Genomic DNA, 24,779 nt, shown 5'->3' with positions numbered 1-24,779 from the left:
GCCCCTGTAGGGTCGATCTTGCAGAAGAGGCGCGGCTTGCACACCTCATGCGATCCGCAGGCAGGAACACCCCGCCTGCGGTCATGTCACGCCTTATTCGGCTGCCAGTTGCGAGACCTGAACCTCGCGCGGGGTGCCGCCATATTCCTCGATCGCACCGTCGAGCCAGGCTTCATACGCTTCCTCGCTCACGACCTTGACGGTGATGGGCATGTAGGCATGGTCCTTGCCGCACAGTTCCGAACACTGGCCGAAGTACACGCCTTCCTTTTCAGCCGCGAACCACAGCTGCGCCAGACGACCGGGCACACCATCCTGCTTCACGCCGAAGGCCGGGATCGTCCAGCTGTGGATCACGTCGCCGCCGGTGACCTGCATCACCACGGTCTTGCCCACGGGCACGACCACTGCGGTATCGGTGGCCAGCAGGTATTCGTCCTGGCTGTAGCCATGCTCTTCCAGCTGGTCGCGGCTCAGCATGAAGCTTTCAAAGCCGAAATCATGATCGGTGTATTCATAGCCCCAATACCACTGGTAGCCGGTCACCTTGATGTTGATGTCGCCAACCGGGATTTCCTGCTGCTTGAACAGCACCGGCAGAGAGAAGGCGCCGATGAAGATCAGGATCACGACCGGAACGACGGTCCAGGCAATCTCGACCGGGGTATTGTGGGTGAAGGTCTTGGGGACCGGGTTTGCCTTGCGGTTGTAGCGCAGGATCACGATGGCCAGCAGCGCGCAGACGAAGATGGTGATCGCGGTGATGATCACCAGGATCATGCCGTCCAGCCACTGCAGGTCGCGCGCCAGTTCGGTCGCGGCCGGCTGGAAACCGATGCCACCCATGTGTGGCTTGCCGATGATCGGCAAGGCCTCCTGCGCAGCGGCAGGAACGGCAAGAAAGGCGGGGAAAAGCGCCAGCAGGCTTGTGAGTTGTCGCATATGTCACCCTGATCGGTTGAGGTGTTTCTGGGTCTTGATACGGTTATCCGTGGTGTATGCCATAAATCCCGTTGTTTTGTCGAGGCGTGAAACCATATTCTTACAGACAAAACAACAACGACCATTGCGGCAAACGGACGCGAAATTGATTTAGATCAACTTGACGCGCTGCGAAAGACACAGAAAGCCCCCTCATGTCCGATATGGAATTCCGCCCCCTCGACGATCGAATCTCCCCTGAAACCGCGCTGGCGCTGCTGCGCGAGGCCACGGCGGGCGCCGATGACGGAGAGCTTTTCTTCGAGCGGCGCCGGTCCGAAGCGCTGGTCTTTGACGATGGCCGGGTGAAAACCGCCAGCTATGATGCCTCCGAAGGCTTCGGTCTGCGCGCCGTGCGCGGCGAGGTGACGGGCTACGCGCATTCCTCGGAAATCTCGGAAGCGGCGCTGCGCCGCGCGATGGGCACGGCACGGCTGGCCGTGGGCGATGGCGGCGGCACCTGGGCCGAGGCGCCGCGCGCCACCAATCGCCGCCTTTATACGGATGCCGATCCGATCGCGGGTGTCAGCTTTCCGGTCAAGCTGGAGACCCTGCGCGAGATCGACGCCTTCGCACGCAGCCTTGACAGCCGCGTGGTGCAGGTCAGCGCGACCATCGCGGCCTCGATCCAGGAGGTCGAGATCCTGCGCCCCGACGGGGTGCACCTGCGCGACGTGCGCCCGATGACCCGCGTCAATGTCAGCGTGATCGTGGACCAGGACGGGCGGCGCGAAAGCGGCTCGGCGGGCGGCGGCGGGCGCGTGGGGCTGGACGGGCTGCTTGATCCCGCCGACTGGCAGGCCAAGACCCGCGAGGCGCTGCGCATCGCCACCGTCAACCTCGAGGCGGTCCCCGCCCCCGCGGGCGTGATGGATGTGGTCCTTGGCCCCGGCTGGCCCGGCATCCTGCTGCACGAGGCGATCGGGCACGGACTTGAGGGCGATTTCAACCGCAAGGGCACATCCGCCTTTGCCGGGCTCATGGGGCAGCAGATCGCGGCGCGCGGCGTGACCGTTCTGGATGATGGCACCATTCCCGATCGGCGCGGCTCGATCAGCATCGATGACGAAGGCACGCCCTCGGGCAAGACCACGCTGATCGAGGATGGCGTGCTGGTGGGCTACATGCAGGATCGTCAGAACGCGCGCCTGATGGGCGTGGCCGCCACCGGCAACGGCCGGCGCGAAAGCTATGCCCATGCGCCGATGCCGCGCATGACCAACACCTACATGCTGGGCGGCGACACCGATCCCGCCGATATCGTGGCGGACCTCAGGGACGGGATCTATGCGGTGGGCTTCGGCGGCGGGCAGGTCGACATCACCAATGGCAAGTTCGTCTTCAGCTGCACCGAGGCATACCGCGTCCAGAACGGCAAGATCGGCGCGCCTGTCAAAGGCGCCACGCTGATCGGCGACGGCGCGACCGCCCTCAAGAAGATCCGCGCCATCGGCAATGACATGGCCCTTGATCCCGGCATGGGCAATTGCGGCAAGGCCGGGCAATGGGTGCCCGTGGGCGTGGGCCAGCCCACGCTGATGATCGGCGGGCTGACCGTTGGCGGCTCGGCCGCCTGACCCGCTCCGTCATCGTTCTGCAGGGATGGAACTGAAAACGGCCCGCCCGCAAGGCGGGCCGTTTTTCGGCGTGGTTTACCGCCCATTAACCACCCATCGTCTACACCTGATTCTGCAAGCAGACGGAGTCGTGATGACCTGGGAACCCACTTCTTCCACTCACCCCCCACTCCCACCCACCACGGAAGATGACCGGGTGTCATGGCTTCGTCTCTTGCGCTCGTCCCGTGTCGGCCCCGCCACCTTTTTCCGGCTGATGGCCGAACACGGCAATGCCGCCGCCGCCCTGGACGCCCTGCCCGATGTGGCCCGCGCCGCGGGCGTGGATGATTATCGCGCCTGCCCGGCAGGCGTGGCGCAGGCCGAACTGCGCGCGGCACAGGCAGCCGGTGCGCGCATGATCTGCGCCGGCGATCCTTTCTATCCGCCGCTTCTGGCCCAGGTCCCGGATGCCCCCCCGATCCTGTGGGCCATGGGCGATCCCGCCATCCTGTCGCGCCCGATGCTGGCGCTTGTGGGGGCGCGCAATGCCTCGTCACTGGGCACGCGCATGGCCCGCAACCTGGCGCGCGAACTGGCCGAGGCCGGTTTTGTCATCGTGTCGGGCCTGGCGCGCGGTATCGACACCGCCGCCCATGCCGCCACGCTGGGCACCGGAACCCTTGCAGTGCAGGCCGGCGGCGTGGACGTGCTCTACCCGGCTGAAAATGCCGCCCTTGCCCATGACATCGCGGCAACCGGGCTGCGCCTGTCCGAACAGCCCATGGGGCTGGTCCCGCAGGCCCGCCATTTTCCGCGCCGCAACCGCATCATCTCGGGCCTCGCGCAGGCCGTGGTGGTGATCGAGGCTGCGGCGAAATCCGGCAGCCTGATCACCGCGCGCTGCGCGCTTGATCAGGGGCGCGAGGTGATGGCCGTGCCCGGTCACCCCTTCGATGCGCGATCCTCCGGTTGCAACATACTGATCCGCGACGGTGCCCGGCTGATCCGCAATGCCGCCGATGTGATCGAAGGGCTGGCGCCCGTGCCGCAACCCGAAAAACCGCAAGGTGCCGCCACCGTCACGCGGCCGCCTGCCCCCGTTACTCCCCCGCCCGACCGCCGCAGCTTGCGCGAAACCGCCGCGCTGCATGGCCAGATCCTGGCCCGGCTTGGCCCCTCTCCGCTGGCCGAGGATCAGCTGATCCGCGACCTCGACAGCCCCGCGCATCAGGTCGCCCCCGCCCTTCTGGCGCTGGAGCTTGAAGGCCGGATCCTGCGCCAGCCCGGCGGCTTGCTGGCCCGCGCGACGCAGCCTTGACCCGGCACGCCCGCAAGGCTTGCCGGGGGTCACAGACCCCGTCCGATGCAGGCCCCGCCCCACGCACCAAGCAGGCAGGCACCGCATTTTCGGCGCATTGACAAAGCCCCCTTTCACCCCACATGGTCCGCCGCCATGGTGCACCGGCACTGATCAGTGTCCGAGTCGAAAGGAAGTGTGATGCCCGTCGTCGTTGTGGAATCCCCGGCCAAGGCCAAGACAATCAACAAGTATCTGGGATCCGACTACACGGTTCTGGCCTCCTACGGCCATGTGCGCGACCTGCCGGCCAAGGATGGTTCGGTCGATACCGAACAGGGCTTCGACATGACCTGGGAAGTGGGCGCCGACAGCCGCAAGCACGTGAAAGCCATCGCCGATGCGCTGGCCAAGGACAACGCCCTGATTCTGGCGACCGACCCCGACCGCGAGGGCGAGGCGATCAGCTGGCACCTGGAAGAAACCCTGCGCCAGCGCAAGGCGATCAAGAAAGACACCCCCGTCAGCCGGGTCGTGTTCAACGCCATCACCAAGGCCGCCGTGACCGAGGCGATGCAGCACCCCCGCCAGGTCGATGCCCCGCTGGTCGAGGCCTACCTGGCGCGCCGCGCGCTGGATTATCTGGTAGGTTTCAACCTCTCGCCCGTGCTCTGGCGCAAGCTGCCCGGCGCGCGCAGCGCAGGCCGGGTGCAATCGGTCTGCCTGCGCCTGATCGTCGAGCGCGAGATGGAGATCGAGGCGTTTCGCGCCCGCGAATACTGGTCCGTCACCGCCCGCCTGGTCACACCGCGCGGTCAGGAGTTCGAGGCGCGACTGACCCAGCTGGCCGGCAAGAAGCTGGACCGCTACGATCTGGAAAACGCGACCCAGGCCGAAATGGCCGTGCAGGCCGTCACCTCGCGCGACCTGTCGGTGATCTCGGTCGAGGCGAAACCCGCCTCGCGCAACCCCTCGGCCCCTTTCATGACCTCGACCCTGCAGCAGGAGGCCAGCCGCAAATACGGCATGGGCGCGCGCCAATGCATGAACGCGGCGCAGCGCCTCTACGAGGCGGGGCACATCACCTACATGCGGACCGACGGCATCGACATGGCACCCGAGGCCGTGATGGCCACGCGCGATGCGATCAAGGACCGTTACGGCGCCGAATATGTGCCCGCCAGCCCGCGCATGTACAAGAACAAGGCCAAGAACGCGCAGGAAGCGCATGAATGCATCCGGCCCACCGACATGTCGCGCGATGCCGAAAGCCTGCGGATTTCCGAGGCCGACCAGCGCAAGCTTTACGATCTGATCTGGAAACGCACCATCGCCTGCCAGATGGAGGCCGCCCGCTTCGAGCGTACGACCGTCGATATCGGCAGCAAGGACGGCCAGGTCGAATTGCGCGCCACCGGTCAGGTGGTGCTGTTCGACGGCTTCCTCAAGGTCTACGAAGAGGGGCGCGATGACGACGCCTCCGAGGACGAGCGCCGCCTGCCCCAGATCATGCAGGGCGAAAAGGCCGACAAGCGCGCCGTCACGCCCGAGCAGCATTTCACGCAAGCCCCCCCGCTACACCGAGGCGACGCTGGTCAAGCGGATGGAAGAACTGGGCATCGGCCGCCCCTCGACCTATGCCAGCGTGATCACCACGATCCAGGACCGCGAATATGTCCGCAAGGACAAGAACCGCCTGTTCCCCGAGGACAAGGGCCGGATCGTCACGGTCTTCCTGATGAATTTCTTCCGCAAATACGTGGAATACGACTTTACCGCCGATCTTGAGAACCAGCTGGACGAGGTCAGCGCGGGCGATCTGGATTACAAGGATGTGCTGGCACGGTTCTGGCGCGATTTCTCGGCCGCCATCGCGGAAACCTCGGAATTGCGCATCACCGAAGTGCTGGATGTGCTGGACGAGGCGCTGGCCCCCCAGCTTTACCCCCCGCGCGAGGACGGATCCGATCCGCGCTCCTGCCCGCTCTGCGGCACCGGCCAACTGCATCTGAAGACCTCGCGCACCGGCGGTTTCGTGGGCTGCGGCAACTATCCCGAATGCCGCTACACCCGCCCGTTGAACGGCGATCCCGAGGCGCAGGGCGACCGGATCCTCGGCGTCGATCAGGGCGACGAGATCAGCCTGCGTTCGGGCCGGTTCGGCCCCTATGTGCAGCGCGGCGAGGCGACGCCCGAAAACAAGAAGCCGCCCCGCGCCAGCCTGCCCAAGGGCTGGTCGCCCGATGACATGGACCTGGACAAGGCGCTGATGCTGCTGAACCTGCCGCGCGAGATCGGCCCCCACCCCGAGGATGGCGTGACCGTCGAGGCCGGGATCGGACGCTACGGCCCCTACATCAAGCACGGCACAGTCTACGCCAACATCAAGGAAGTCGATGACGTCTTCACCATCGGGATGAACCGCGCGGTCGAGGAATTGGCCGCCAAGGCGTCCCGCACCCCCGGCGCGGGCCGCGCCGCCGCCAAACCGCTGGCCGAACTGGGCGAGCATCCGACCGAAGGCGGCCCGGTGCAGGTTCTCGATGGCCGCTACGGCCCCTATGTGAAATGGGGCAAGATCAATGCGACCCTGCCCAAGGACACCGATCCCGTCGCCATGACGATGGACGCAGCCGTGGCGCTGATCGCCGAAAAGGCCGCGAAATCCGGCAGCAAGAAGGGGGCTGCGAAAAAGACAGCGGCCAAACCCAAGGCCGCCGCCGCCAAGAAACCGGCAGCCAAGAAGCCGGCGGCCAGGAAGACCGCAACAAAGCCCGCCGCCAAGAAGGCGCCCGCCAAGAAGACAGCGACCTGATCCGGCGGCCCCCTGGCCGCTCTGCGGCGCGGCATTTGATTGAACTCTTGCCACTACCGGCGGCAAACAAGGCCGCAACGCGGATGCGAGGGAGATATCAATGAAGAAAGTCTACACTTCGGCGGCCGAGGCGCTGGACGGGCTGCTGTTTGACGGCATGTTCATCGCGTCCGGCGGGTTCGGCCTGTGCGGGATTCCGGAACTGCTGCTGCAGGCGATCAAGGACGCGGGCACGAAGGATCTGACCTTTGCGTCGAACAACGCGGGCGTGGATGATTTCGGCATCGGGATCCTGCTGCAGACGAAACAGGTGAAGAAGATGATCTCGTCCTACGTGGGCGAGAACGCGGAATTCATGCGCCAGTACCTGTCCGGCGAGCTTGAGCTTGAATTCAATCCCCAGGGCACCCTGGCCGAGCGGATGCGCGCCGGCGGCGCGGGGATCCCCGGCTTCTACACCAAGACAGGCGTGGGCACGGTGATCGCCGAGGGCAAGGAGCACAAGGATTTCGACGGCCAGACCTATATCATGGAACGCGGCATCTTCGCCGATCTGTCCATCGTGAAGGCCTGGAAGGCCGATGCCACCGGCAACCTGGTGTTCCGCAAGACCGCGCGCAACTTCAACCCGCCGGCGGCCATGTGCGGCAAGGTCTGCGTGGTCGAGGTCGAAGAAATCGTGCCGACCGGCAGCCTGGATCCCGATCACATCCACCTGCCCGGCATCTATGTGCACCGCATCATCCAGGGGCAGCACGAGAAACGCATCGAACAGCGCACGGTTCGGAAACGGGAGAACGCATAATGCCTTGGGATCGCAACCAGATGGCCGCACGCGCGGCGCAGGAACTGCAGGACGGCTGGTACGTGAACCTCGGGATCGGGATCCCGACGCTGGTCAGCAACTACATCCCCGAAGGCGTGGAAGTGACGCTGCAGTCCGAGAACGGCATGCTGGGCATGGGCCCCTTCCCGCTTGAGGGCGAGGAAGACCCCGACCTGATCAACGCGGGCAAGCAGACGATCACCGAACTGCCGCAGACCGCCTATTTCGACAGCGCCACCTCCTTCGGGATGATCCGCGGCGGCAAGATCGCCATGGCGATCCTGGGCGCGATGGAAGTGTCCGAACAGGGGGACCTCGCCAACTGGATGATCCCGGGCAAGCTGGTCAAGGGCATGGGTGGCGCGATGGACCTGGTCGCGGGCGTGGGCCGCGTGGTGGTTGTGATGGATCACACCAACAAGGCGGGCGAAAGCAAGGTGCTGCCCGTCTGCACCCTGCCGCTGACCGGCAAGGCGGTGGTCGACCGCATCATCACCAACCTCGGTGTGCTGGACGTGGTAGAAGGTGGCCTCAGGATCGTCGAGACCGCCGATGGCGTGACCGAAGCCGAACTGCGCGCAGCCACCCTGGCCACCATCGTCGACTGACGCAGGCATCAGGCAACGCGAAGGCCCGCGTCATGCCACGCGGGCCTTTTGCGTTTCTTCTTGCTGCAAATATCCAACCGCCACGGATGCGACAGGCACAAGGCGGATCTGTGTCACCCCTCGCCGAAGTTGAAAACGCACCCGTCCGAAATCAACTGAGGCGGCGTCTTGCACAGGTTGCGCGCCACCGCGAAGGCCGCCAGCACCTTGGGCACATAATCGCGTGTCTCGGCAAAGGGCGGCACGCCGCCATGCCGTTTCACCGCGTTCTCGCCTGCATTGTAGCCAGCCAGCGCCATGATAGGATCGCCATCGAACTCCTGCAGCAGCCAATCCAGATAGGCCACACCGCCCTTGATGTTCTGCGTGGCATTCAGACTGTCCTCCACGCCGAACCGGTCAGCCGTGGCCGGGATCAGCTGCATCAGCCCCACCGCCCCCGCCGCACTGACGGCATCCGCGCGACCCGAGGATTCCACCGCGATCACCGCCAGCGCCAGCGCGGGCGAGACCCGCGTGCCCACCGTATTGAGCAGTAAGGCGGGCTGATGCGCGCGCGCGATGCCCAGAAGATCGCTCAGGCGCGGCGCGGCGATCTGCTGCTCCTGCCTCGCATTGGCGATCTGGATCAGCGCCGGTTCCAGCCGTCCGGGTCCGCTGTCGTCCAGCGCGGGCGAGACCGCCTCCCAGAACCAGCCATAGCGGCCCGGCACCGTCACGGCGGCCCCTGCATCCGGAACTACGGGCGCTGCGGGGCGCGCGACGGCCACGGGTTGCGGTTCGATCTGCACGGTGATCCGCGGCGCGGTGCTGCCGGCTTCGGGGGGGCGCACGCGCTTGAAGGTGAAATCGGGAAAGGCCGGCTTGTCCTGCGCCGCAACCGGCGCCGCGAGCATCCAGGTGGAGGCCCCGATCACGCCTGCGGCGGACAAGGGCTGCATCGCCAGCGCCAGGACCAGGCCCAGCCCACGGCCACCGCAGCCGAATCGGCGCGGATCGTGCCCACGTTTCACGTCGAAGAACCGCCACATCGCGGAAATGCCTGCCTTTGTCGTCGTCGTTTGCTCGATCTTGTGTCGTGCATCATCGCAGAAAACGCGATCCGGAGCCAGTGATTCATGCGAATCGCGGGCCGCACAGGCCCGGATCCGCCACCTCCATTGCCGCAATCTGCACTCCAAAGTTACAAATATATTATCTTTAGATAGTTTTTTATCATTACTTAACAGGCACTTAATCCCGACTTTCGGGTGCCGGTCCCAAAAAGATAAAACGCGCGATTCACGTCAAACTGTTGCCCCAATCCACTGGCTATATCAGGCCATACCGAAACGGAGACGGGCCAAGAGAGAGACAGCCCAGACAGTCGCCGGCGCGGTTGTGCAACTGAGCAACTGATCCTTTGGAGGGACACAAAATGATTAAATTCTTCAAGAACTTCAGCAAAGACGAATCCGGCGCCGTGACTGTTGACTGGGTCGTGCTGACCGCAGCCGTTGTTGGCCTGGCCGTCGCCGCCTACTCCTCGATCGAGACCGGCGCAACCAACCTGACTGCCCAGACCAACACCTTCATGGGCACGCAGAACCCGAACAACTGAGCCGTGGCTTAGGTGAACGTTCAGGCCGCTCCCGCCCAGCCGGGTGCGGCCTTCTTGTTTGATGGGCGATCCGGCGCGCCCCACCCGTGCCCTGTTCTGCCGGTAGGAGAAGTAGAATGAAGATCTCCACGTTCATCGCCCGGATCAGACGGTTCAGCACCGCCAGGGATGGCGCGATCACTGCCGACTGGGTGGTCCTCACCGCCCTTGCCGTGACCTTGCTGTCCGCAGGCTATGGCACCATGCGGGATGGCGCAACGGGCCTGGCCGACGACACAAGCAGCTTCATGGCCACCTACCTCGATTGACGACGCGCCGCGCACACAGCCCGCGGCCCTGATCGCCTGACCGGCGCGGAAAGACCAAGGCCGCAGGACACGCCAAATCCGCAAGGCCTCCCTGATTTGGCCATATTGCGTCATTACACTGCATTCGAGCAGTAGATCATTTCCCGACATCTCTGATGCGACGGGAGCAGACACAGGAAGGGTACCACCATGCGAGCTGTCTTTGGACTTGTTCTCATTGCCGGTGTCGGTTTGGCCGGTTTTGCCGTGATGATGGCGAAGAAGCAATTTGACGCATACCAGATGCAACTGGCCCAGGCGCAGAGCGCACAAAGCCAGATCATCCCGACGGTCGAGGTCTTCGTGGCCAACAAGACCCTGAATTACGGTGATGTGCTTACCGCAGAGGACCTGCGCGCGGTGAAATGGCCCAGCAATGCCATTCCCGAAGGCACCTTCGCCGCCATGACCGACATTTTCCCCGAAAACAACACGGCGCCCCGCTATGTCCTGCGCATCATCGAAAAGGATGAGGCGCTGATGGCCAGCAAGATCAGCCTTCCGGGCGAGGATGCGGGCATCAACTCGCGGATCGAACGCGGGATGCGGGCCTTTGCGATCAAGGTCGATGTCGCTTCGGGCGTGTCGGGTTTCCTGCGTCCGGGTGACCGGGTCGATGTCTATTGGACAGGCTCGATCAATCAGGACATCACGGGCGAGGCACGCGGCGAGATCACCAAGCTGATCGAGGCCAACGTGCGCCTGATCGCAGTGGACCAAAGCGCCGACGGCGGCATGTCCGAGGCCCTGATCGCACGCACGGTGACTGTGGCGGCCCGTCCCGACCAGGTGGCGGCCCTGGCGCAGGCGCAATCCACGGGGCGGCTGTCGCTGTCGCTGGTGGGCGCCAATGACGATACGATCGCCGAAGCCATCGAGGTCGACCAGCGGGCTCTGCTGGGTCTGGTCAGCGCCCCCATCGCGGCCCCGGTCGAGATCGAAAAGGAAGAAGTCTGCACGACCCGTGTGCGCCGCGGCGCCGAAGTGGTTGAGCTGGCGATCCCCTGCACCAACTGACAGGGCAGGCAAGGCAGGCCGCAACTGGCCGCAGCCCCGACAGACAGAGGGACAGATTCCGCAAGGGATCTGTCCTTTTTTCTGTTCCCGGTCGTTTGGCAGGCGCCAGTTCATCCCCGACCAAAAGGTCACTATGGCATAATATCCACATAAACACGGCTTCTGAACCTCTTGATTCTTGCAATAAATATCGAAATGCCCCATGCTTTGCCGAAAGTGGGCGACAAAAGACCCGCAATTTGAGGCGTGATCGGAAAGGCAGGTCACATGAAAATTGACAGATTTATCAAGGCCGCCCTTCTCGGGCTGGCTGTTGGGCACGGCCCATTCATGCTTGTTCCACAGGCGCAGGCGGAAACCGTTCGCGTCCTTCAGGAAGGCCGTTCAGCAAACCTTGCCGTCCCGATGAACCGCGCGGTCGTGGTCGAAAGCGAAGTTCCCTTCGCGGAACTTTCGATCGCCAATCCGGCCATCGCGGACATCTCGTCCCTGTCCGAGCGCACGATCTACGTGCTGGGCAAGTCCCCGGGGATCACAACGCTGACCCTGCTGGACGCCAGCGGGCAGCTGATCACGAACGTGGATGTACGCGTCGCAGCCGATGTCAGCGAGTTCAAGGAACGCCTGGGCCAGATCCTGCCCGGCGAAAAGATCGAGGTGCGCACCGCCAATGACGGGATCGTTCTGTCGGGCACGGTGTCGAGCACCCAGAAACTGCAGCGCGCGCTGGATCTGGCGGAACGCTACGCGCCGGAACGGGTGTCCAACCTGATGACCGTTGGCGGTGTGCAGCAGGTGATGCTCAAGGTGCGCTTTGCCGAGATGCAGCGCAGCGTGTCGAAATCGCTCAGCGCGTCGCTGGCCCTGAACGGCAGCGCCTTCGGCAATGATCTTGGCGTTTCGGGCGGCAGCAATACACTCAACAACCTGGGCGCCCAGACCAACGCGATCACGGGCAGCATCCCGGCCATCAACTCGAACAACGGCGCCATGCTGCTGGGCTTCGGCGCCGGTGCGGTCGAAGTAGGCATCCTGCTGGAAGCCCTTGAAACCAAAGGGGTTGTGCGCACCCTGGCCGAGCCGAACCTGGTCGCCCTGTCAGGACAGGAAGCCAAGTTCCTGGCCGGCGGCGAATACCCCGTGCCCGTGGCACAGGACGGCGGCACGATCACGATCGAATTCAAGCCCTTCGGGATCGAGCTGAATTTCGTGCCGCGCGTCGTGGATGGCGATCTGATCAACCTCGAGATGATGGCCGCGGTCTCGTCTCTGGACCCGAACAACGGGATCGAGTTGAACGCCTTCCGCATCGATGCCTTCCAGCGGCGCGAGACATCGACCACGGTCGAGTTGCGCGATGGCGAAAGCTTTGCGGTCGCGGGCCTGCTGCAGGACGATTTCCGCGATACCGCCGGACAGGTGCCGTGGCTGGGCGACATCCCGGTTCTGGGCTCTCTTTTCCGCAGCGCGGATTTCCGTCGCGCCCAATCCGAGCTTGTCATCATCGTCACGGCCCATCTGGTCACGCCGACACGTGGCGATGCCCTGGCCCTGCCGACCGACCGGATCCGCCCGCCAAGCGAGCGTGACCTGTTCCTGTTCGGCCGTGTTGCCCGCGACGGTCAGCCTGCCCTGCGCGGCGCGGCCGGCGAGGTTGCCAAACAGGATTTCAACGGGTCTTATGGATATGTAATGGACTGATCGGATGCAGGGGAACATGTACAAGACTCTCGCAGTTATAGGGCTTCTGGGCGTCAGTGCCTGTTCCGGCTCCGATCCCATCTATCGCAGCTTCCAGGGTGAAGCCGGGGCCAGTCTCGATGACGGCAGCTTCGGCAACGCCACGATGAACAACACCCTGGCGATGACCAATCGCCAGAACTTCGTGATCGACATGTCCCGGCGCTTCTCGCAGGAAGTGTCGCCGATGGTGAACTTCGCGTTCAACTCGGCCGTACTGGATGAAGGGGCACGCGAAACCCTGCGCGAGCAGGCCCGCTGGATCCGCCAGTTCCCCGAAGTGCGCTTCCGCGTCTATGGCCATACCGACCTTGTCGGATCCGACAGCTACAACAAGACACTGGGCCTGCGCCGCGCGCAGGCCGTGGTCGGCTACCTGGTCAGCCAGGGAATCAGCCGTTCGCGACTGGAAGCGGTGGCCTCGTTCGGCGAGACACAGCCGCTGATCGTCACCGAAGGGCGCGAACGGCGCAACCGCCGCACCGTCACCGAAGTGTCAGGCGTGGTCGAGAAGCGGCACGGCGAACTGGACGGCAAATATGCGCAGATCATTTATCGCGAATACGTGAACAGCGCGATGCCCGCCAGCACGCTGAGCGGCGTCGCGGAAGCCGGCAGCCAGGCCGAATGATCCCTTGCCGGGGTCCCCTCCCCGGCATGGCACAACCCTGCCCCGAACAGGCAGAAACAGGTTTTTATACGACTATTCAACGACATAGGAAGCGCCGCACATAGGGCGCAGGGCCTGACGGGCAAGGCATCGCCAGCGCGATCCGCGCCTGACGCAAGCGTCAGAACCGCGTTTTGATCGTCCAATGATACCGTACAATTACGATCTTTTAGCCCTAATGTTGCCCAGATTTTCCGCGACCTTACCTCCAAAGGGTTAGCTTTGTCCGGCATGTGCCGGGCACGGGTGGTCGGATGCCGGAACAGGAATGAACCCGTCAGAGGTTCACATTGCTCCTGCCTTGCCAGACGACGGCCCCCGACGTCAGAGGACAAGAGGCGCAATGAGTAGCACAGCACATTCCCCCGCGGAACCGGCACCGATCCTGGCCTGCACGATCAGCCGCGACGTGCAGAATTTCGATCTGCTGATCGAGGACATGGAAGCGGTCCTTGGTGAAAGCTGGGGCGATCTGGGCTTTGGAGAGGCCCTGGCCTTCCTGTCGCAGCCCGATGCCGATGCGCTTGAATTCGTGGCCATCGCGATGGACCAGGAAGATGAGGACAACCTCGTGCTTCTGGGCGAGATCATTCGCCACGCGCGCAGCCGCAACATCCGCGTGATCCTGATCGCGGAGGATGTCAGCCCCGCCGCCTTGCACCAGCTGTTGCGCCAGGGCGCCGATGAATTCGTGCCCTACCCCTTGCCCGAGAACGAACTGGCCTCGGCCATCGACCGGATTCGCATGCCTGAACCGGCCCCCGTGCTGGCCGCCCCCGAAACCACCGCGACCGCCCGCAAATCGTCCCATGACCGCGAAGGCGTGGTGCTGGCCGTGCAGGGCCTTGCCGGTGGTACAGGTGCGACCACCTTCGCGGTGAACCTGGCGTGGGAATTGTGCAACGTCGCAAAGAAGGGCAAGCCCGAACCGCGCGTCTGCATTCTTGATCTTGATCTGCAGTATGGCTCGGTCTCGACCTTTCTGGACCTGCCCCGCCGCGAAGCGGTGTTCGAGCTTATGTCGGATACCGAATCCATGGACAGCGACAGTTTCACGGCCGCCATGATCAGCTTCGAGGAAAAGCTTCAGGTGCTGACCTCGCCCGCGGACATGCTGCCGATGGACCTTGTCGGATCCGACGACATCAACCGCCTGATCGGCATGGCCCGTCAGCAGTTCGATTACGTGGTGATCGACATGCCGCGCACCTTGGTGCAATGGACAGAAGCGGTGCTGAACAGCGCGCATGTCTATTTCGCCCTGCTGGAACTGGACATGCGGTCGGCACAGAACGCGCTGCGCCTAAAGCGCGCGCTTCAGGCCGAGGACCTGCCCTTCCAGAAACTGCGCTTCGCGTTGAACCGCGCGCCGGGCTTTACCGACCTGAGCGGCAAGAGCCGGGTCAAGCGCATGGCCGAAAGCCTGGGCATCTCGATCGATCTTCTGCTGCCTGATGGCGGCAAACAGGTGACCCAGGGGGCCGATCACGGCCTGCCCTTGGCGCTGAGCGCCGCGAAAAACCCGCTGCGCAAGGAAATCGCCAAACTGGCCCTGTCCTTGCATGAGCTGGGTCAAAGCGACGTGGAAGCGGCCTGAACAGTAACCGGGGGAAAAGACAATGTTTTCACGCTACAAAAAGAGTGGTGACGCCAAGGACTCGGCCGCCAAGCCTGCGCTTGCGACGGCAAAACCCGCTGTACAACCGGCAACCCGCCCCGTGGATGCAGGCGCAAGCCCTCTGCCGGCGTCGATGCGGCGCGCGCAAGCCATTGCCCCTGCACAGACCGTGGCAATGGACCGCGACCGCAAGCGTCGCGAACGCCTGGGCGAGATCAAGCTGGAACTGCACCGCGCGCTGCTGGACAACCTGAACCTCAGCGCGCTGGAAAGCGCGACCGAAAGCGATCTGCGCTCGGAAATCACCTCGATCGCGTCCGAGTTCCTCGAGGAAAAGGGGATCGTGCTGAACCGCGAGGATCGCACGCAGCTGACCCAGGAACTCTATGACGAGGTCAAGGGCCTTGGGCCGCTGGAAACCCTGCTGAAGGATGACAGCGTCAACGATATCCTGGTGAACGGGCCGCAGCGCATCTTCGTCGAACGCGGTGGCAAGCTGGAACTGACCGACATCACCTTCAAGGACGAACGGCACCTGTTGCGGATCATCGACAAGATCGTGTCCGCCGTGGGTCGGCGTGTCGACGAATCCAACCCCTATGTCGACGCCCGCCTTGCGGATGGCTCGCGTTTCAACGCCATGGTGCCGCCTGTCGCGGTCGATGGCAGCCTGGTGTCCATCCGTAAGTTCAAGAAGGAAAAACTGGGGATCGACGACCTGGTCCGCTTCGGCGCCTTTTCCGAGGAAATGGCCGCCTATCTGCAGGCCGCGGTCGCCACGCGCCTGAACATCATCGTCTCTGGCGGTACGGGTTCGGGCAAGACGACCACGCTGAACGCGCTGTCGTCCTTCATCGACAACTCGGAACGGATCCTGACGATCGAGGATACGGCCGAACTTCAGCTGCAGCAGGTCCATGTCGGCCGGATGGAAAGCCGCCCGCCCAACGTCGAAGGCAAGGGCGCGGTGACCCAGCGCGACTGTCTGCGCAACGCGCTGCGGATGCGCCCCGACCGGATCATCGTGGGTGAAACCCGCGGCGAGGAAGTGATCGACATGCTGCAGGCGATGAACACGGGCCACGACGGGTCGATGACCACGATCCACGCCAACAGCGCGCGCGACGGTGTCAGCCGACTGGAAAACATGATCGCCATGGCGGGTATCGAGATGCCGATCAAGGCCGTGCGCAGCCAGATCGCAAGCGCCGTCAACCTGATCGTGCAGGCCAGCCGCCTGCAGGATGGCAGCCGCCGCATGACCTCGATCACCGAGATCACGGGCATGGAGGGCGAGGTCATCTCGATGCAGGAAGTCTTCAAGTTCCAGCGCGTCGGCCTGACCCCGGAGAACAAGATCATCGGCCATTTCACGGCCACCGGTGTGCGCAGCCACTTCTCGGAACGGTTCCGGTTGTGGGGCTACGACCTGCCCGCCTCCATTTTCGAGCCCATCGCAGCGGAGTAAGACCATGGCCATCAGCATAGAGCCGCTTATCTACGGCCTGATCTTCTTCGGCGTCCTTGTCCTGGTCGAAGGCCTGTACCTGACCGTTTTCGGCAAGTCGATCAGCCTGAACAACCGCGTGAACCGGCGTCTGGAGATGCTGGAAAAGGGCACGCGCCGCGAAGAGGTCATGGAGACGCTGCGCAAGGAAATGCGCCAGCACATGAACTCGCGCTCGATCCCGCTCTATTCGATGCTGGCCGATCGCGCGCAAAAGGCCGCCATCGCCTTTACGCCTGTGCAGCTGATCATGATCATGATCGGCGTCAGCGTCATCTCGTTCCTGGGCCTGACCATCGGCACCGAGACAGAGCCGCCGATCCGCGCGGTGCTGTCGGTCGCCATTGGCGTGGGCGGCGTCTATTTCTGGGTCAACAACAAGGCCAAGAAGCGCATCGCGATGATCGAAGAGCAATTGCCCGATGCCGTCGAACTGATGGTGCGGTCGCTGCGCGTGGGCCATCCCTTCTCTTCGGCCATTTCGATCGTGGCCAAGGAAGTCGCAGACCCGCTGGCCACCGAATTCGGCATCATCGCGGATGAATCCGCCTATGGCCGCGACATCGGCGAGGCGCTCAAGGACATGGCGGAACGCCTGGACATGCAGGACCTTCGCTTCCTGGCCGTCGCGGTGACCATCCAGCAGCAGTCAGGCGGCAACCTTGCCGAGATCCTGGCCGGTCTGTCGCGCGTGATCCGCGCCCGTTTCCGCCTGTTCCGCCGCGTCAAGGCGATTACCGCCGAAGCGCAGTGGTCGGGCAAATTCCTGTCGGGTTTCCCAATCTTCGCCCTGATCGCGATCAACGTGCTGGATCCGAACTACTATGACGACGTGCTGGACCACCCCTGGTTCATCCCGGCCTGTATCGCGGTGGGCCTGTTCCTGGCCGCCAACCTGATCGTCATGCGCATGCTGGTCAACATCAAGGTCTGAGGAGAAACGAACATGGATTTCATCAACGACCTTCTGACCCGGCATTTCGGCGCGATGGGGCCCTTCCTTTTGATCGGCGGGCTGGGTCTGGCGCTGATCCTCGCGACGATCCCGATGATGCTGAACCAGCGCAAGGACCCGCTGGAGAAACTGCGCGAAAGCACCGGATCGGGGCGCAACACCGCCGCGACCGGAAAGACGCTGCGCAGTGCCAAGGGCAATGACAAGCTTGAGAAATATTCGAACTTCCTGGAACCGCAGAACGAAGAGGAATATTCGGCTGTCCGCAAGAAGCTGATGCAAGCGGGCTATCGCAGCAAGGATTCTGTGCGTTTCTTCCATTTTGCGCAATTTTCCTTGGGCATCCTGTTCCTGATCGGCGGCGTGGTCTACTATCTTCTCAATCTGGCGGGCCTGCCAGACACCACGACGCAGGACGCCATGATGTATATCCTGGGGCCTGGCATCGTAGGCTACATGCTGCCCAAGTACTGGGTGACCAAGCGCCAGCAACAACGCCAGGAAGAGATCACCTCGGGCTTTCCCGACGCGCTGGACATGATGCTGGTCTGCATCGAGGCGGGCCAGTCGCTGGACCAGTCCATCATCCGCGTCGCGCGCGAACTGCGCGCCTCCTATCCGTCGCTGTCGGACGAATTCGAGATCGTCAGCTACGAGATCAAGGCCGGCAAGGACAAGCCGACCGTTCTGGCCGACATGGGCGAACGCTGCGGCGTGGCCGATATCTCGAGCTTCGTGACCGTTCTGGTGCAATCGGCGACCTTCGGCACCTCGATCGCGGATGCGCTGCGGGTCTATGCGGACGAGATGCGTGACAAACGCGTGATGCGCGCCGAAGAGAAGGCAAACAAGTTGCCTACCAAGATGACACTTGTCACTATGATGCTGACCGTGCCGCCGTTGCTGATCATTCTGGTCGGACCTTCGGTGGTGGGGATTCAGAATCTGGGGAACATGTAAACTCATCATGGCCTTACGCCTTCGCGGGCTTCGCCCTGCCCTTGCACTGGGGATCACCTTGTCCTTGGCCGCCTGTTCGACAGGCGGCTTTGGCACATCTGCGGACAGTCCCTATGCGCCCGGCATCCGCCCCGGCGCCAAGTCCGAGGATGGGCTGATCGTGGGCCACCGGCTGATGGCCGCGGGGGAGTTCGAGCTGGCGCTCAAGGCCTTCACGCGGGCCGCCTATGAGGATGGGTTGACCGTGGACGTGCTGTCGGCCCTGGGCAGCGCAAACCTTGGGCTTGGCCGTCTGGGCCAGGCGGAAACCCTGCTGCGCCGCGCCATCGCCACCGACGAGGCCATTCCCGAAACCTGGAACAACCTTGGCGTCGTGCTGATGGAAAAGGGCGATGCGGCCGAGGCCGAACAGATCTTTCGGCGGGCCTATGCGCTGGACAATGGCGAAAGTGACTCAATCCGCGACAATCTGCGCTTGGCCCTCGCAAAAATCGAAAATCAGGGCTATGATGAGGCTGATCAAGAGTACAAGATGGTGCGGCGTGGAAGCAGCGAGTTCCTTCTGCGTCGTATACCGTGACAAGGTAGAGCAGCAAAAAAGGACGCAGAACATGCGCCACCCCATTTTCGTGACCCTCTGCGCAGCAGGGGTGTTTGGTCTGGCAGGGTGCCAGAATGCAGGCGGAAACGACGTGGAACGTGCCCTTCAGGCCGTGAATGTCGTCGATGAAAGCAACCTCAGCGACATCATGCTGACCGTGGCGGACCCCAATGAAGCCGTGGCCTATTTCACGCGCACATCGGGTGAACAGCCTGATCGCATCGACCTCAGGCGCGGGCTGGCCGTGTCGCTTGTGCGCGCGCAACGCCCCTCCGAGGCGACGGCGGCCTGGCGCGGCGTGATCGCCCATCCCGAGGCAACAGACGAGGATCGCGTCGAACTGGCGGACGCGCTGATCCGCGCCGGCGAATGGGACGAGGCGCGCAAGACGCTGAACGCCGTGCCCCCCACCCATGAGACATTCAAGCGCTACCGGCTGGAAGCGATGGTGGCCGACGCCAACAAGGACTGGAAGCGCGCCGACAGTTTCTATGAAATCGCCCTCGGCCTGACCACGCGCCCCGCCGGCGTGATGAACAACTGGGGCTTTTCCAAGCTGACCCGCGGCTCCTATGCCGAGGCCGAGCGGCTGTTCACCGATGCGATCCGGCAGGACAACAAGCTGTTCACCGCCAAGAACAACCTGGTTCTGGCCCGCGCGGCGCAGCGCAACTATGCCCTGCCCGTCATGCCCATGACCCAGCTGGAGCGCGCACAACTGCTGCACACGCTTGGCCTGAGCGCCGTCAAGCAGGGCGATGTCGAGATCGGCAAGAACCTGCTGCGCGACGCGGTGGAAACCCATCCCCAGCATTTCGACGAGGCCGTGCGCAGCCTTGCGGCGCTGGAAAACAACGTGCGCGGCTGATCGGTCGCGCGCGATGCTGACACCAGGTCCGACCCTGTCAGAGCCCTTGTTCGCCCTGCCCGCGCAGGCCGCGTTCTGGTTTTTCCTGGCCAGCCTGCCGATCTGTTTCTGGGTGATCCTCAGCGATCTGCGCGCCATGCGCATTCCCAACAAGGCGGTGCTGGCGCTGGTGGCCGTTTTCCTGCTGGTCGGTGTTTTCGTGTTGCCGCTGCCGGTGCTGGGCCTGCAGCTTGTGAACCTTGTCGTGATCCTGCTGGCCGGGATTGTGCTGAACGCCGCCGGGGCCTTTGGCGCGGGCGATGCCAAGTTCGCGGCCGCCGCCGCGCCCTTCGTGATGCTGGCCGATGTCAGTTTCATGATGATGCTGCTGGCCGTCACGCTGCTGGCGGGCTTTCTGACGCACAGGCTGGCAGGGCGCAGCCCCCTGCGCCGTCTGGCGCCTGACTGGGAAAGCTGGGAAAGACGCAAGGATTTCCCGATGGGCCTGTCGCTGGGCAGCAGCCTTGCGATCTACCTGGGGCTTGCGGCGCTTTACGGCAGCTGACCCCCCCGTACGCCGTTGCCGCACGCGGCCGATTTCGCGCGGATTCCCCGTCCATTCCATCATTTTGCCACTTTATCAGGGCAGGTCTTGGACCATCCGTCCGACACAGGACAGGCAGGAACACCCCGGACCCGCATAACGGACAGGCACGCCCATGAACATGCAGACCGCCCCCGCGCAGACCCGCGTGACAGCCCCACCGCCGCCCAGCAGCATCGCCGAAATGCGCCTTCCCGTCGTGATGATGCGCGACATCCTGCTGAAGACCATGTTCCGCAAGAACGTGACCATGGTCACCGAGGTGGCCGAGGCCGTCTGCCTGCCGCGACAGGTCACGCAGGAGCTGATCGACATGGCGCGTGAACAGCGCCTTCTCGAGGCAACAGGCACGCTGAACGCCAATGCCGGAAACGAAATGGGCTATCAGCTGACCGATGCGGGCAAGGCCCGCGCGCTGGACGCCCTGTCGCAATCCGAATATTTCGGCGCCATGCCGGTCCCCCTGTCGGTCTACCGCGAACAGGTCAAGCGCCAGTCGATCCGCGACATCCAGATCACCCGTTCGCAGCTGACCACCGCCATGGGCCACCTGATCCTGCCCGAAGACCTGCTGTCCAACCTTGGCCCCGCCGTCAGCTCGGGCCGGTCCATCCTGATGTATGGCCCTCCGGGGAATGGCAAATCCTCGATCTCGAACGGGATCCGGGACGCGATGGGCGACAAGATCTATGTGCCGCGCGCCATCGAATACGCGGGTCAGGTCATCACCGTCTACGACCCGATCGTGCATTCCGCCGCCGAGGTCGAGGTGGACGACCCCAACTCTCTGCGTCGCCGGCGCACCTTCGACACGCGCTATGTGCGCTGCGAACGTCCGACCGTGATCACGGGCGGCGAACTCAGCCTGTCGATGCTGGATCTGGTCTATAACCCGACCGCGCGCACCTACCAGGCGCCGCTGCAACTCAAGGCGACGGGCGGCATCTTCATCGTCGACGACCTTGGCCGCCAGGCCGAACCGCCGCAAAGCCTTGTGAACCGCTGGATCGTTCCGCTGGAAGAAAGCAAGGACATCCTTGCCCTGCAATCGGGCGAAAAATTCGAAGTGCCCTTCGACACGCTCGTGGTCTTCTCGACCAACTTCCATCCGAACGAGATTTTCGACCAGGCCGCGTTGCGCCGGATCTTCTACAAGATCAAGATCGACGGTCCCAACCAGGAGAATTTCCTGAAGATCTTCGCGCTTGTGGCGCGCAAGAAGGGCATGCCCCTGGACGAGGCGACCCTCGTACACCTGCTGAAGGTGAAATATCCCACGATCGGCAATATCTATGCGAACTATCAGCCTGTCTTTCTGATCGATCAGATGATTTCGATCTGCCGGTTCGAAGGCATCCCCAACCAGATGAGCCCGGCCCTGATCGACCGCGCCTGGGCCAACATGTTCGTGAAAGACGAAAAGATCGTCAAATAAGCCGGTATCAGACCGCGCTGACAAATAGCTGCGCGGCCACAAGCACCACCAGCGCCCCTGCCGCGATTTCAATCAGCGACAGTGCCCGCGCCATGGAGGGGCCGCCCGCCACCTGTGCCAGCGCGCTTTCGCGCGCGCTTACCGACAGCACCGCAACCAGTACGGTGACACTGGCCGTGCCCAGCCCCATGACAAAGGCTCCGGCGATCCCCGCCGCATCGATCCCCATGCGCCAGGTCAGGATCAGCAGGAACAGCGCGCCCGTGCAGGGGCGCACCGCGACGGCCGCGATCAGCATCAGCGCATCACGCAGCGACCTGACCTGCGCCGCCTCTTCGATACTGGGGCCATGCGCATGCCCGCAGCTTTCGCAGTGGTCGTGACCGTGGTCGTGATGGTGGTCATGATGGTGGTCATGATGGTGATGATCGTGCACCTTCGCCGTCATCGCCGCGCCAGCACGTTGCTGCCAGAGCTTGCGCCCACCACGCAACAGAAGCCACAGGCCCACCAGCCCGATCAGGACATAGCTGAGCGGTGCAAGCCAGGCCTCGACCGTGTCGACCATCCGCTCGCGCGACCAGTCCAGAAGCAACACACCGCCATAGACCAGCGCCACGGCGGTGCCCGCCTGCGCCAGGCTGGACGCGACCGCAAGCCCCGCCAACCGGCCCACCGGCACGCGCCGGCCAAGGCCGTAGCCGCCAATCAGCACCTTGCCATGCCCCGGCCCCGCCGCGTGAAAGAACCCGTAGGCGAAACAGAACCCCAGAAGCGCCGACAGCGCCGCCGCATCGCCCGCCTTCAAGCGGCGCAGCAATCCTGCCATGGCGTTCTGCGCATCGCGCTGCCCGTCGGCGGCCCAGCGCTCCAGCGCGGTCATGCCGCCCATGCCCCATAGCCAGACCGCCAGCGCAGCCAGCCCGCCCAGCAGCAGCAACGCCCATGGCGCACGGGTCAGGCGCTGCATGACACCTCGACCACATCGGCGAAAGCCTCGCCCACCTCGGGGAATTCATCGTCTGGCATGGCGGGGTTCTTGTACAGCGCCTCTTCGACCATCGTATAGGCGCGGTCCAGGTCGGCGGGCTGGATCGTAAGCTTGCAGCTGTCAGGCACCGTGACCCCGCCTTCAAGGTCATAGGCCGTGTAGAAGGTCGGATCATAGGCCTTGACGATCACAGGCCCCGATTGCGGCGCGAAGGAACGGAAATGCCGCGTCACGATCTGCCCCGCGATCACCGCGGTGCCGCGCCCCTCGGGGCGGCCCAGATCGACCGGGGCATCGCCCGCTGTCAGGTAAAGATCACCGAGGTAACCCTCGATCCATTGCAGGTCGAACCCGTCCAGACGGGCCAGTTCGTCAGGCGTCAGCGCACCGTCACCGTCGGGGTCAAGGCCCATGTCCTCAAGCAGCAGCAGCGAATAGAAATCGTCATAGGTCCAGCTGACCTCGACGCCGACCAGCCGCCCGTCGGCGTCGGCCACAAGGGTCAGGCCGGTCTGCACGAAAACATGCGGATGGGCCTGCGCCAGTGGCGCAGCCAGCGACAACGCAAGCGCGGCAGGAATTACCCGTGATCTGATCATGACCAGATCCTAGGCCAGCCCGGCCCAGCCCGCAACATCGCTGCGCGCCATAGGCCAAAACCTGCGCGCCCGTCAGACGCGCCGCTGATCGGGATGCAGCGCCGTGCCCAGGATGTGATCGGCCCGGTGAATGACATGCCCGGCCCCGCCCACGATCAGCGGATCGGGCCCATGCACCAGATGCGGATCCTTGTCCGGATAATCCAGCGAGTTCAGGAAATGCAGCATGCAGTTCAGCCGCGCGCGCTTCTTGTCATTGGATTTGACCACGGTCCAGGGCGCATCGGCGGTATCGGTGTAGAAGAACATCGCCTCCTTCGCCTCGGTATAGTCGTCCCATTTGTCCAGGCTTGCCTTGTCGATGGGCGACAGCTTCCAGCGTTTCAGAGGATCGGTCTCGCGGCTCAGGAAGCGGGCGCGCTGTTCTTCCTGCGTGACCGAGAACCAGTATTTGTAAAGCCGGATGCCCGAGCGTACCAGCATCCGCTCAAGTTCCGGGGTCTGGCGCATGAATTCCAGGTATTCGGTCGGCTGGCAGAAGCCCATGACCCGCTCGACGCCCGCGCGGTTGTACCAGCTGCGGTCATAGAAGACGATCTCGCCCGCGGTGGGCAGATGCTGGATGTAGCGCTGGAAATACCATTGCCCGCGTTCCACGTCGCTAGGCTTGTTCAAGGCTACCACGCGGGCCGCGCGCGGGTTCAGATGCTCTGTGAACCGCTTGATCGTCCCGCCCTTGCCGGCCGCGTCCCGGCCCTCGAACAGCAGCACGAATTTCTGCCCCGTTTCCTGCGCCCAAAGCTGCACCTTCAGCAACTCGGCCTGCAACCGCGCCTTCTGCGCCTCGTAACTGCGGCGCGACAGGGGCTTGTCATAGGGGTATTCGCCCGTCTCGAAGGCGTGACGCACCTGGTCGGGCGAGGGGCGCGGCGCAGCCCGGCCCGCGCGCGCCTTGGCCTGCGGCGCATCCGGCTGCTGGCACTCGATGTCCGCCACAGCGGGTTGCGGCGCGGCGGCAGGCGCATCCAGAAGTGCGATCTCGGTCGGCGACGGGGTGGGCTTGGCAGCTGGCGGCATGGGACAATCCTTTTTTCAAACTGTCACAATCATACGCCAGAACGGACCGGCGGGCCTTGATCCGCGTCAAATGCAACAACCGAGATCTGACGCGACGGCACGACAACCCACTGTTGCGCGATGAT

22 protein-coding genes and 1 pseudogene are annotated in these 24,779 nt (G+C 63.9%); 18 read left to right on the top strand and 5 right to left on the bottom strand.

Annotation, left to right across the window (positions count from 1 at the left end; translation table 11 throughout):
- Positions 1-93: 93 nt before the first annotated feature.
- Entirely contained in the window at positions 94-942 is an 849-nt protein-coding gene (coxB, locus tag ACMUJL_RS17505) for a cytochrome c oxidase subunit II (RefSeq protein WP_416914367.1), read from the bottom strand.
- A gap of 194 nt (positions 943-1,136) precedes the next feature.
- On the opposite strand from coxB, the gene tldD reads away from it, so the two are divergent.
- The 5 genes and pseudogenes from tldD to ACMUJL_RS17480 all read left to right on the top strand — a co-directional run bounded on the left by tldD (position 1,137) and on the right by ACMUJL_RS17480 (position 8,086).
- Positions 1,137-2,558, top strand: coding sequence for a metalloprotease TldD (gene tldD, locus ACMUJL_RS17500; protein ID WP_375572123.1), 1,422 nt, complete (start codon positions 1,137-1,139; stop codon positions 2,556-2,558).
- Positions 2,559-2,691: 133 nt separating this feature from the next.
- Positions 2,692-3,858, top strand: a complete 1,167-nt coding sequence (gene dprA / locus ACMUJL_RS17495; protein ID WP_375572125.1) for a DNA-processing protein DprA — start codon at positions 2,692-2,694, stop codon at positions 3,856-3,858.
- Between the two features lie 180 nt (positions 3,859-4,038).
- Positions 4,039-6,652 (top strand): annotated as a pseudogene (gene topA, locus ACMUJL_RS17490) (type I DNA topoisomerase).
- A gap of 100 nt (positions 6,653-6,752) precedes the next feature.
- Positions 6,753-7,457, top strand: a complete 705-nt coding sequence (locus ACMUJL_RS17485) for a CoA transferase subunit A (RefSeq protein WP_068289748.1) — start codon at positions 6,753-6,755, stop codon at positions 7,455-7,457.
- A complete protein-coding gene (locus tag ACMUJL_RS17480; RefSeq protein WP_068289745.1) occupies positions 7,457-8,086 on the top strand; it encodes a 3-oxoacid CoA-transferase subunit B in 630 nt (209 codons plus the stop codon). The genes ACMUJL_RS17485 and ACMUJL_RS17480 overlap by 1 nt, the downstream gene beginning before the upstream one ends.
- A 113-nt stretch (positions 8,087-8,199) precedes the next feature.
- Here ACMUJL_RS17480 and ACMUJL_RS17475 read toward each other — a convergent pair whose 3' ends face one another.
- On the bottom strand, positions 8,200-9,027 hold the full coding sequence (locus ACMUJL_RS17475) for a lytic transglycosylase domain-containing protein (RefSeq protein ID WP_375573842.1): 828 nt from the start codon (positions 9,025-9,027) through the stop codon (positions 8,200-8,202).
- 476 nt (positions 9,028-9,503) lie between these two features.
- Here ACMUJL_RS17475 and ACMUJL_RS17470 point away from each other — a divergent pair, with 476 nt between their 5' ends.
- From ACMUJL_RS17470 to ACMUJL_RS17410, 13 genes are all read left to right on the top strand, one after another.
- Entirely contained in the window at positions 9,504-9,686 is a 183-nt protein-coding gene (locus ACMUJL_RS17470; protein ID WP_068289737.1) for a hypothetical protein, read from the top strand.
- 116 nt (positions 9,687-9,802) lie between these two features.
- Positions 9,803-9,994, top strand: a complete 192-nt coding sequence (locus ACMUJL_RS17465) for a hypothetical protein (RefSeq protein ID WP_068289735.1) — start codon at positions 9,803-9,805, stop codon at positions 9,992-9,994.
- A 189-nt stretch (positions 9,995-10,183) separates the two neighbouring features.
- A complete protein-coding gene (gene cpaB, locus ACMUJL_RS17460; RefSeq protein ID WP_068289733.1) occupies positions 10,184-11,050 on the top strand; it encodes a Flp pilus assembly protein CpaB in 867 nt (288 codons plus the stop codon).
- A gap of 267 nt (positions 11,051-11,317) precedes the next feature.
- Entirely contained in the window at positions 11,318-12,751 is a 1,434-nt protein-coding gene (locus ACMUJL_RS17455; protein ID WP_068289731.1) for a type II and III secretion system protein family protein, read from the top strand.
- Positions 12,752-12,767: 16 nt separating this feature from the next.
- A complete protein-coding gene (locus ACMUJL_RS17450; protein WP_068289729.1) occupies positions 12,768-13,421 on the top strand; it encodes an OmpA family protein in 654 nt (217 codons plus the stop codon).
- 382 nt (positions 13,422-13,803) lie between these two features.
- A complete protein-coding gene (locus ACMUJL_RS17445; RefSeq protein ID WP_375572130.1) occupies positions 13,804-15,057 on the top strand; it encodes an AAA family ATPase in 1,254 nt (417 codons plus the stop codon).
- Between the two features lie 22 nt (positions 15,058-15,079).
- Positions 15,080-16,546, top strand: coding sequence for a CpaF family protein (locus ACMUJL_RS17440; RefSeq protein WP_068289724.1), 1,467 nt, complete (start codon positions 15,080-15,082; stop codon positions 16,544-16,546).
- A gap of 4 nt (positions 16,547-16,550) precedes the next feature.
- Positions 16,551-17,519 (top strand): type II secretion system F family protein, encoded by a 969-nt coding sequence (locus ACMUJL_RS17435; RefSeq protein ID WP_068289718.1) that lies wholly within the window; start codon positions 16,551-16,553, stop codon positions 17,517-17,519.
- A gap of 12 nt (positions 17,520-17,531) precedes the next feature.
- Entirely contained in the window at positions 17,532-18,500 is a 969-nt protein-coding gene (locus ACMUJL_RS17430; RefSeq protein WP_068289717.1) for a type II secretion system F family protein, read from the top strand.
- 7 nt (positions 18,501-18,507) lie between these two features.
- The gene (locus ACMUJL_RS17425; protein WP_375572133.1) at positions 18,508-19,080 is read left to right on the top strand and encodes a tetratricopeptide repeat protein; all 573 of its coding nucleotides are present in this window, start codon (positions 18,508-18,510) and stop codon (positions 19,078-19,080) included.
- Positions 19,081-19,111: 31 nt separating this feature from the next.
- Positions 19,112-19,969 (top strand): tetratricopeptide repeat protein, encoded by an 858-nt coding sequence (locus ACMUJL_RS17420; RefSeq protein WP_068289712.1) that lies wholly within the window; start codon positions 19,112-19,114, stop codon positions 19,967-19,969.
- Positions 19,970-19,982: 13 nt separating this feature from the next.
- Positions 19,983-20,513 (top strand): prepilin peptidase, encoded by a 531-nt coding sequence (locus ACMUJL_RS17415; RefSeq protein ID WP_068289710.1) that lies wholly within the window; start codon positions 19,983-19,985, stop codon positions 20,511-20,513.
- Between the two features lie 154 nt (positions 20,514-20,667).
- Complete coding sequence (locus tag ACMUJL_RS17410) at positions 20,668-21,987, top strand: ATPase (protein WP_068289705.1); 1,320 nt, start codon at positions 20,668-20,670, stop codon at positions 21,985-21,987.
- Between the two features lie 7 nt (positions 21,988-21,994).
- On the opposite strand, the gene ACMUJL_RS17405 is transcribed toward ACMUJL_RS17410, so the two are convergent.
- The 3 genes from ACMUJL_RS17405 to ppk2 all read right to left on the bottom strand — a co-directional run bounded on the left by ACMUJL_RS17405 (position 21,995) and on the right by ppk2 (position 24,654).
- Positions 21,995-22,957, bottom strand: coding sequence for a nickel/cobalt transporter (locus ACMUJL_RS17405; RefSeq protein ID WP_375572136.1), 963 nt, complete (start codon positions 22,955-22,957; stop codon positions 21,995-21,997).
- Complete coding sequence (locus tag ACMUJL_RS17400; RefSeq protein ID WP_375572138.1) at positions 22,945-23,577, bottom strand: DUF1007 family protein; 633 nt, start codon at positions 23,575-23,577, stop codon at positions 22,945-22,947. The genes ACMUJL_RS17405 and ACMUJL_RS17400 overlap by 13 nt, the downstream gene beginning before the upstream one ends.
- Positions 23,578-23,649: 72 nt before the next feature.
- Entirely contained in the window at positions 23,650-24,654 is a 1,005-nt protein-coding gene (ppk2, locus tag ACMUJL_RS17395; protein ID WP_082896250.1) for a polyphosphate kinase 2, read from the bottom strand.
- Between the last annotated feature and the right edge of the window lie 125 nt (positions 24,655-24,779).

The sequence above is a fragment of the Seohaeicola sp. genome (genome assembly GCF_048006315.1).
GTDB lineage: Bacteria > Pseudomonadota > Alphaproteobacteria > Rhodobacterales > Rhodobacteraceae > Seohaeicola.
This window is presented reverse-complemented; position numbering and strand designations above follow the sequence as displayed.

Excerpts from the sequence above, each read along its gene's own strand:
- coxB (WP_416914367.1), bottom strand. The coding sequence starts at position 942 with ATGCGACAACTCACAAGCCTGCTGGCGCTTTTCCCCGCCTTTCTTGCC.
- tldD (WP_375572123.1), top strand. The coding sequence starts at position 1,137 with ATGTCCGATATGGAATTCCGCCCCCTCGACGATCGAATCTCCCCTGAA.
- dprA (WP_375572125.1), top strand. The coding sequence starts at position 2,692 with ATGACCTGGGAACCCACTTCTTCCACTCACCCCCCACTCCCACCCACC.
- ACMUJL_RS17485 (WP_068289748.1), top strand. The coding sequence starts at position 6,753 with ATGAAGAAAGTCTACACTTCGGCGGCCGAGGCGCTGGACGGGCTGCTG.
- ACMUJL_RS17480 (WP_068289745.1), top strand. The coding sequence starts at position 7,457 with ATGCCTTGGGATCGCAACCAGATGGCCGCACGCGCGGCGCAGGAACTG.
- ACMUJL_RS17475 (WP_375573842.1), bottom strand. The coding sequence starts at position 9,027 with ATGCAGCCCTTGTCCGCCGCAGGCGTGATCGGGGCCTCCACCTGGATG.
- ACMUJL_RS17470 (WP_068289737.1), top strand. The coding sequence starts at position 9,504 with ATGATTAAATTCTTCAAGAACTTCAGCAAAGACGAATCCGGCGCCGTG.
- ACMUJL_RS17465 (WP_068289735.1), top strand. The coding sequence starts at position 9,803 with ATGAAGATCTCCACGTTCATCGCCCGGATCAGACGGTTCAGCACCGCC.
- cpaB (WP_068289733.1), top strand. The coding sequence starts at position 10,184 with ATGCGAGCTGTCTTTGGACTTGTTCTCATTGCCGGTGTCGGTTTGGCC.
- ACMUJL_RS17455 (WP_068289731.1), top strand. The coding sequence starts at position 11,318 with ATGAAAATTGACAGATTTATCAAGGCCGCCCTTCTCGGGCTGGCTGTT.
- ACMUJL_RS17450 (WP_068289729.1), top strand. The coding sequence starts at position 12,768 with ATGTACAAGACTCTCGCAGTTATAGGGCTTCTGGGCGTCAGTGCCTGT.
- ACMUJL_RS17445 (WP_375572130.1), top strand. The coding sequence starts at position 13,804 with ATGAGTAGCACAGCACATTCCCCCGCGGAACCGGCACCGATCCTGGCC.
- ACMUJL_RS17440 (WP_068289724.1), top strand. The coding sequence starts at position 15,080 with ATGTTTTCACGCTACAAAAAGAGTGGTGACGCCAAGGACTCGGCCGCC.
- ACMUJL_RS17435 (WP_068289718.1), top strand. The coding sequence starts at position 16,551 with ATGGCCATCAGCATAGAGCCGCTTATCTACGGCCTGATCTTCTTCGGC.
- ACMUJL_RS17430 (WP_068289717.1), top strand. The coding sequence starts at position 17,532 with ATGGATTTCATCAACGACCTTCTGACCCGGCATTTCGGCGCGATGGGG.
- ACMUJL_RS17425 (WP_375572133.1), top strand. The coding sequence starts at position 18,508 with ATGGCCTTACGCCTTCGCGGGCTTCGCCCTGCCCTTGCACTGGGGATC.
- ACMUJL_RS17420 (WP_068289712.1), top strand. The coding sequence starts at position 19,112 with ATGCGCCACCCCATTTTCGTGACCCTCTGCGCAGCAGGGGTGTTTGGT.
- ACMUJL_RS17415 (WP_068289710.1), top strand. The coding sequence starts at position 19,983 with ATGCTGACACCAGGTCCGACCCTGTCAGAGCCCTTGTTCGCCCTGCCC.
- ACMUJL_RS17410 (WP_068289705.1), top strand. The coding sequence starts at position 20,668 with ATGAACATGCAGACCGCCCCCGCGCAGACCCGCGTGACAGCCCCACCG.
- ACMUJL_RS17405 (WP_375572136.1), bottom strand. The coding sequence starts at position 22,957 with ATGCAGCGCCTGACCCGTGCGCCATGGGCGTTGCTGCTGCTGGGCGGG.
- ACMUJL_RS17400 (WP_375572138.1), bottom strand. The coding sequence starts at position 23,577 with ATGATCAGATCACGGGTAATTCCTGCCGCGCTTGCGTTGTCGCTGGCT.
- ppk2 (WP_082896250.1), bottom strand. The coding sequence starts at position 24,654 with ATGCCGCCAGCTGCCAAGCCCACCCCGTCGCCGACCGAGATCGCACTT.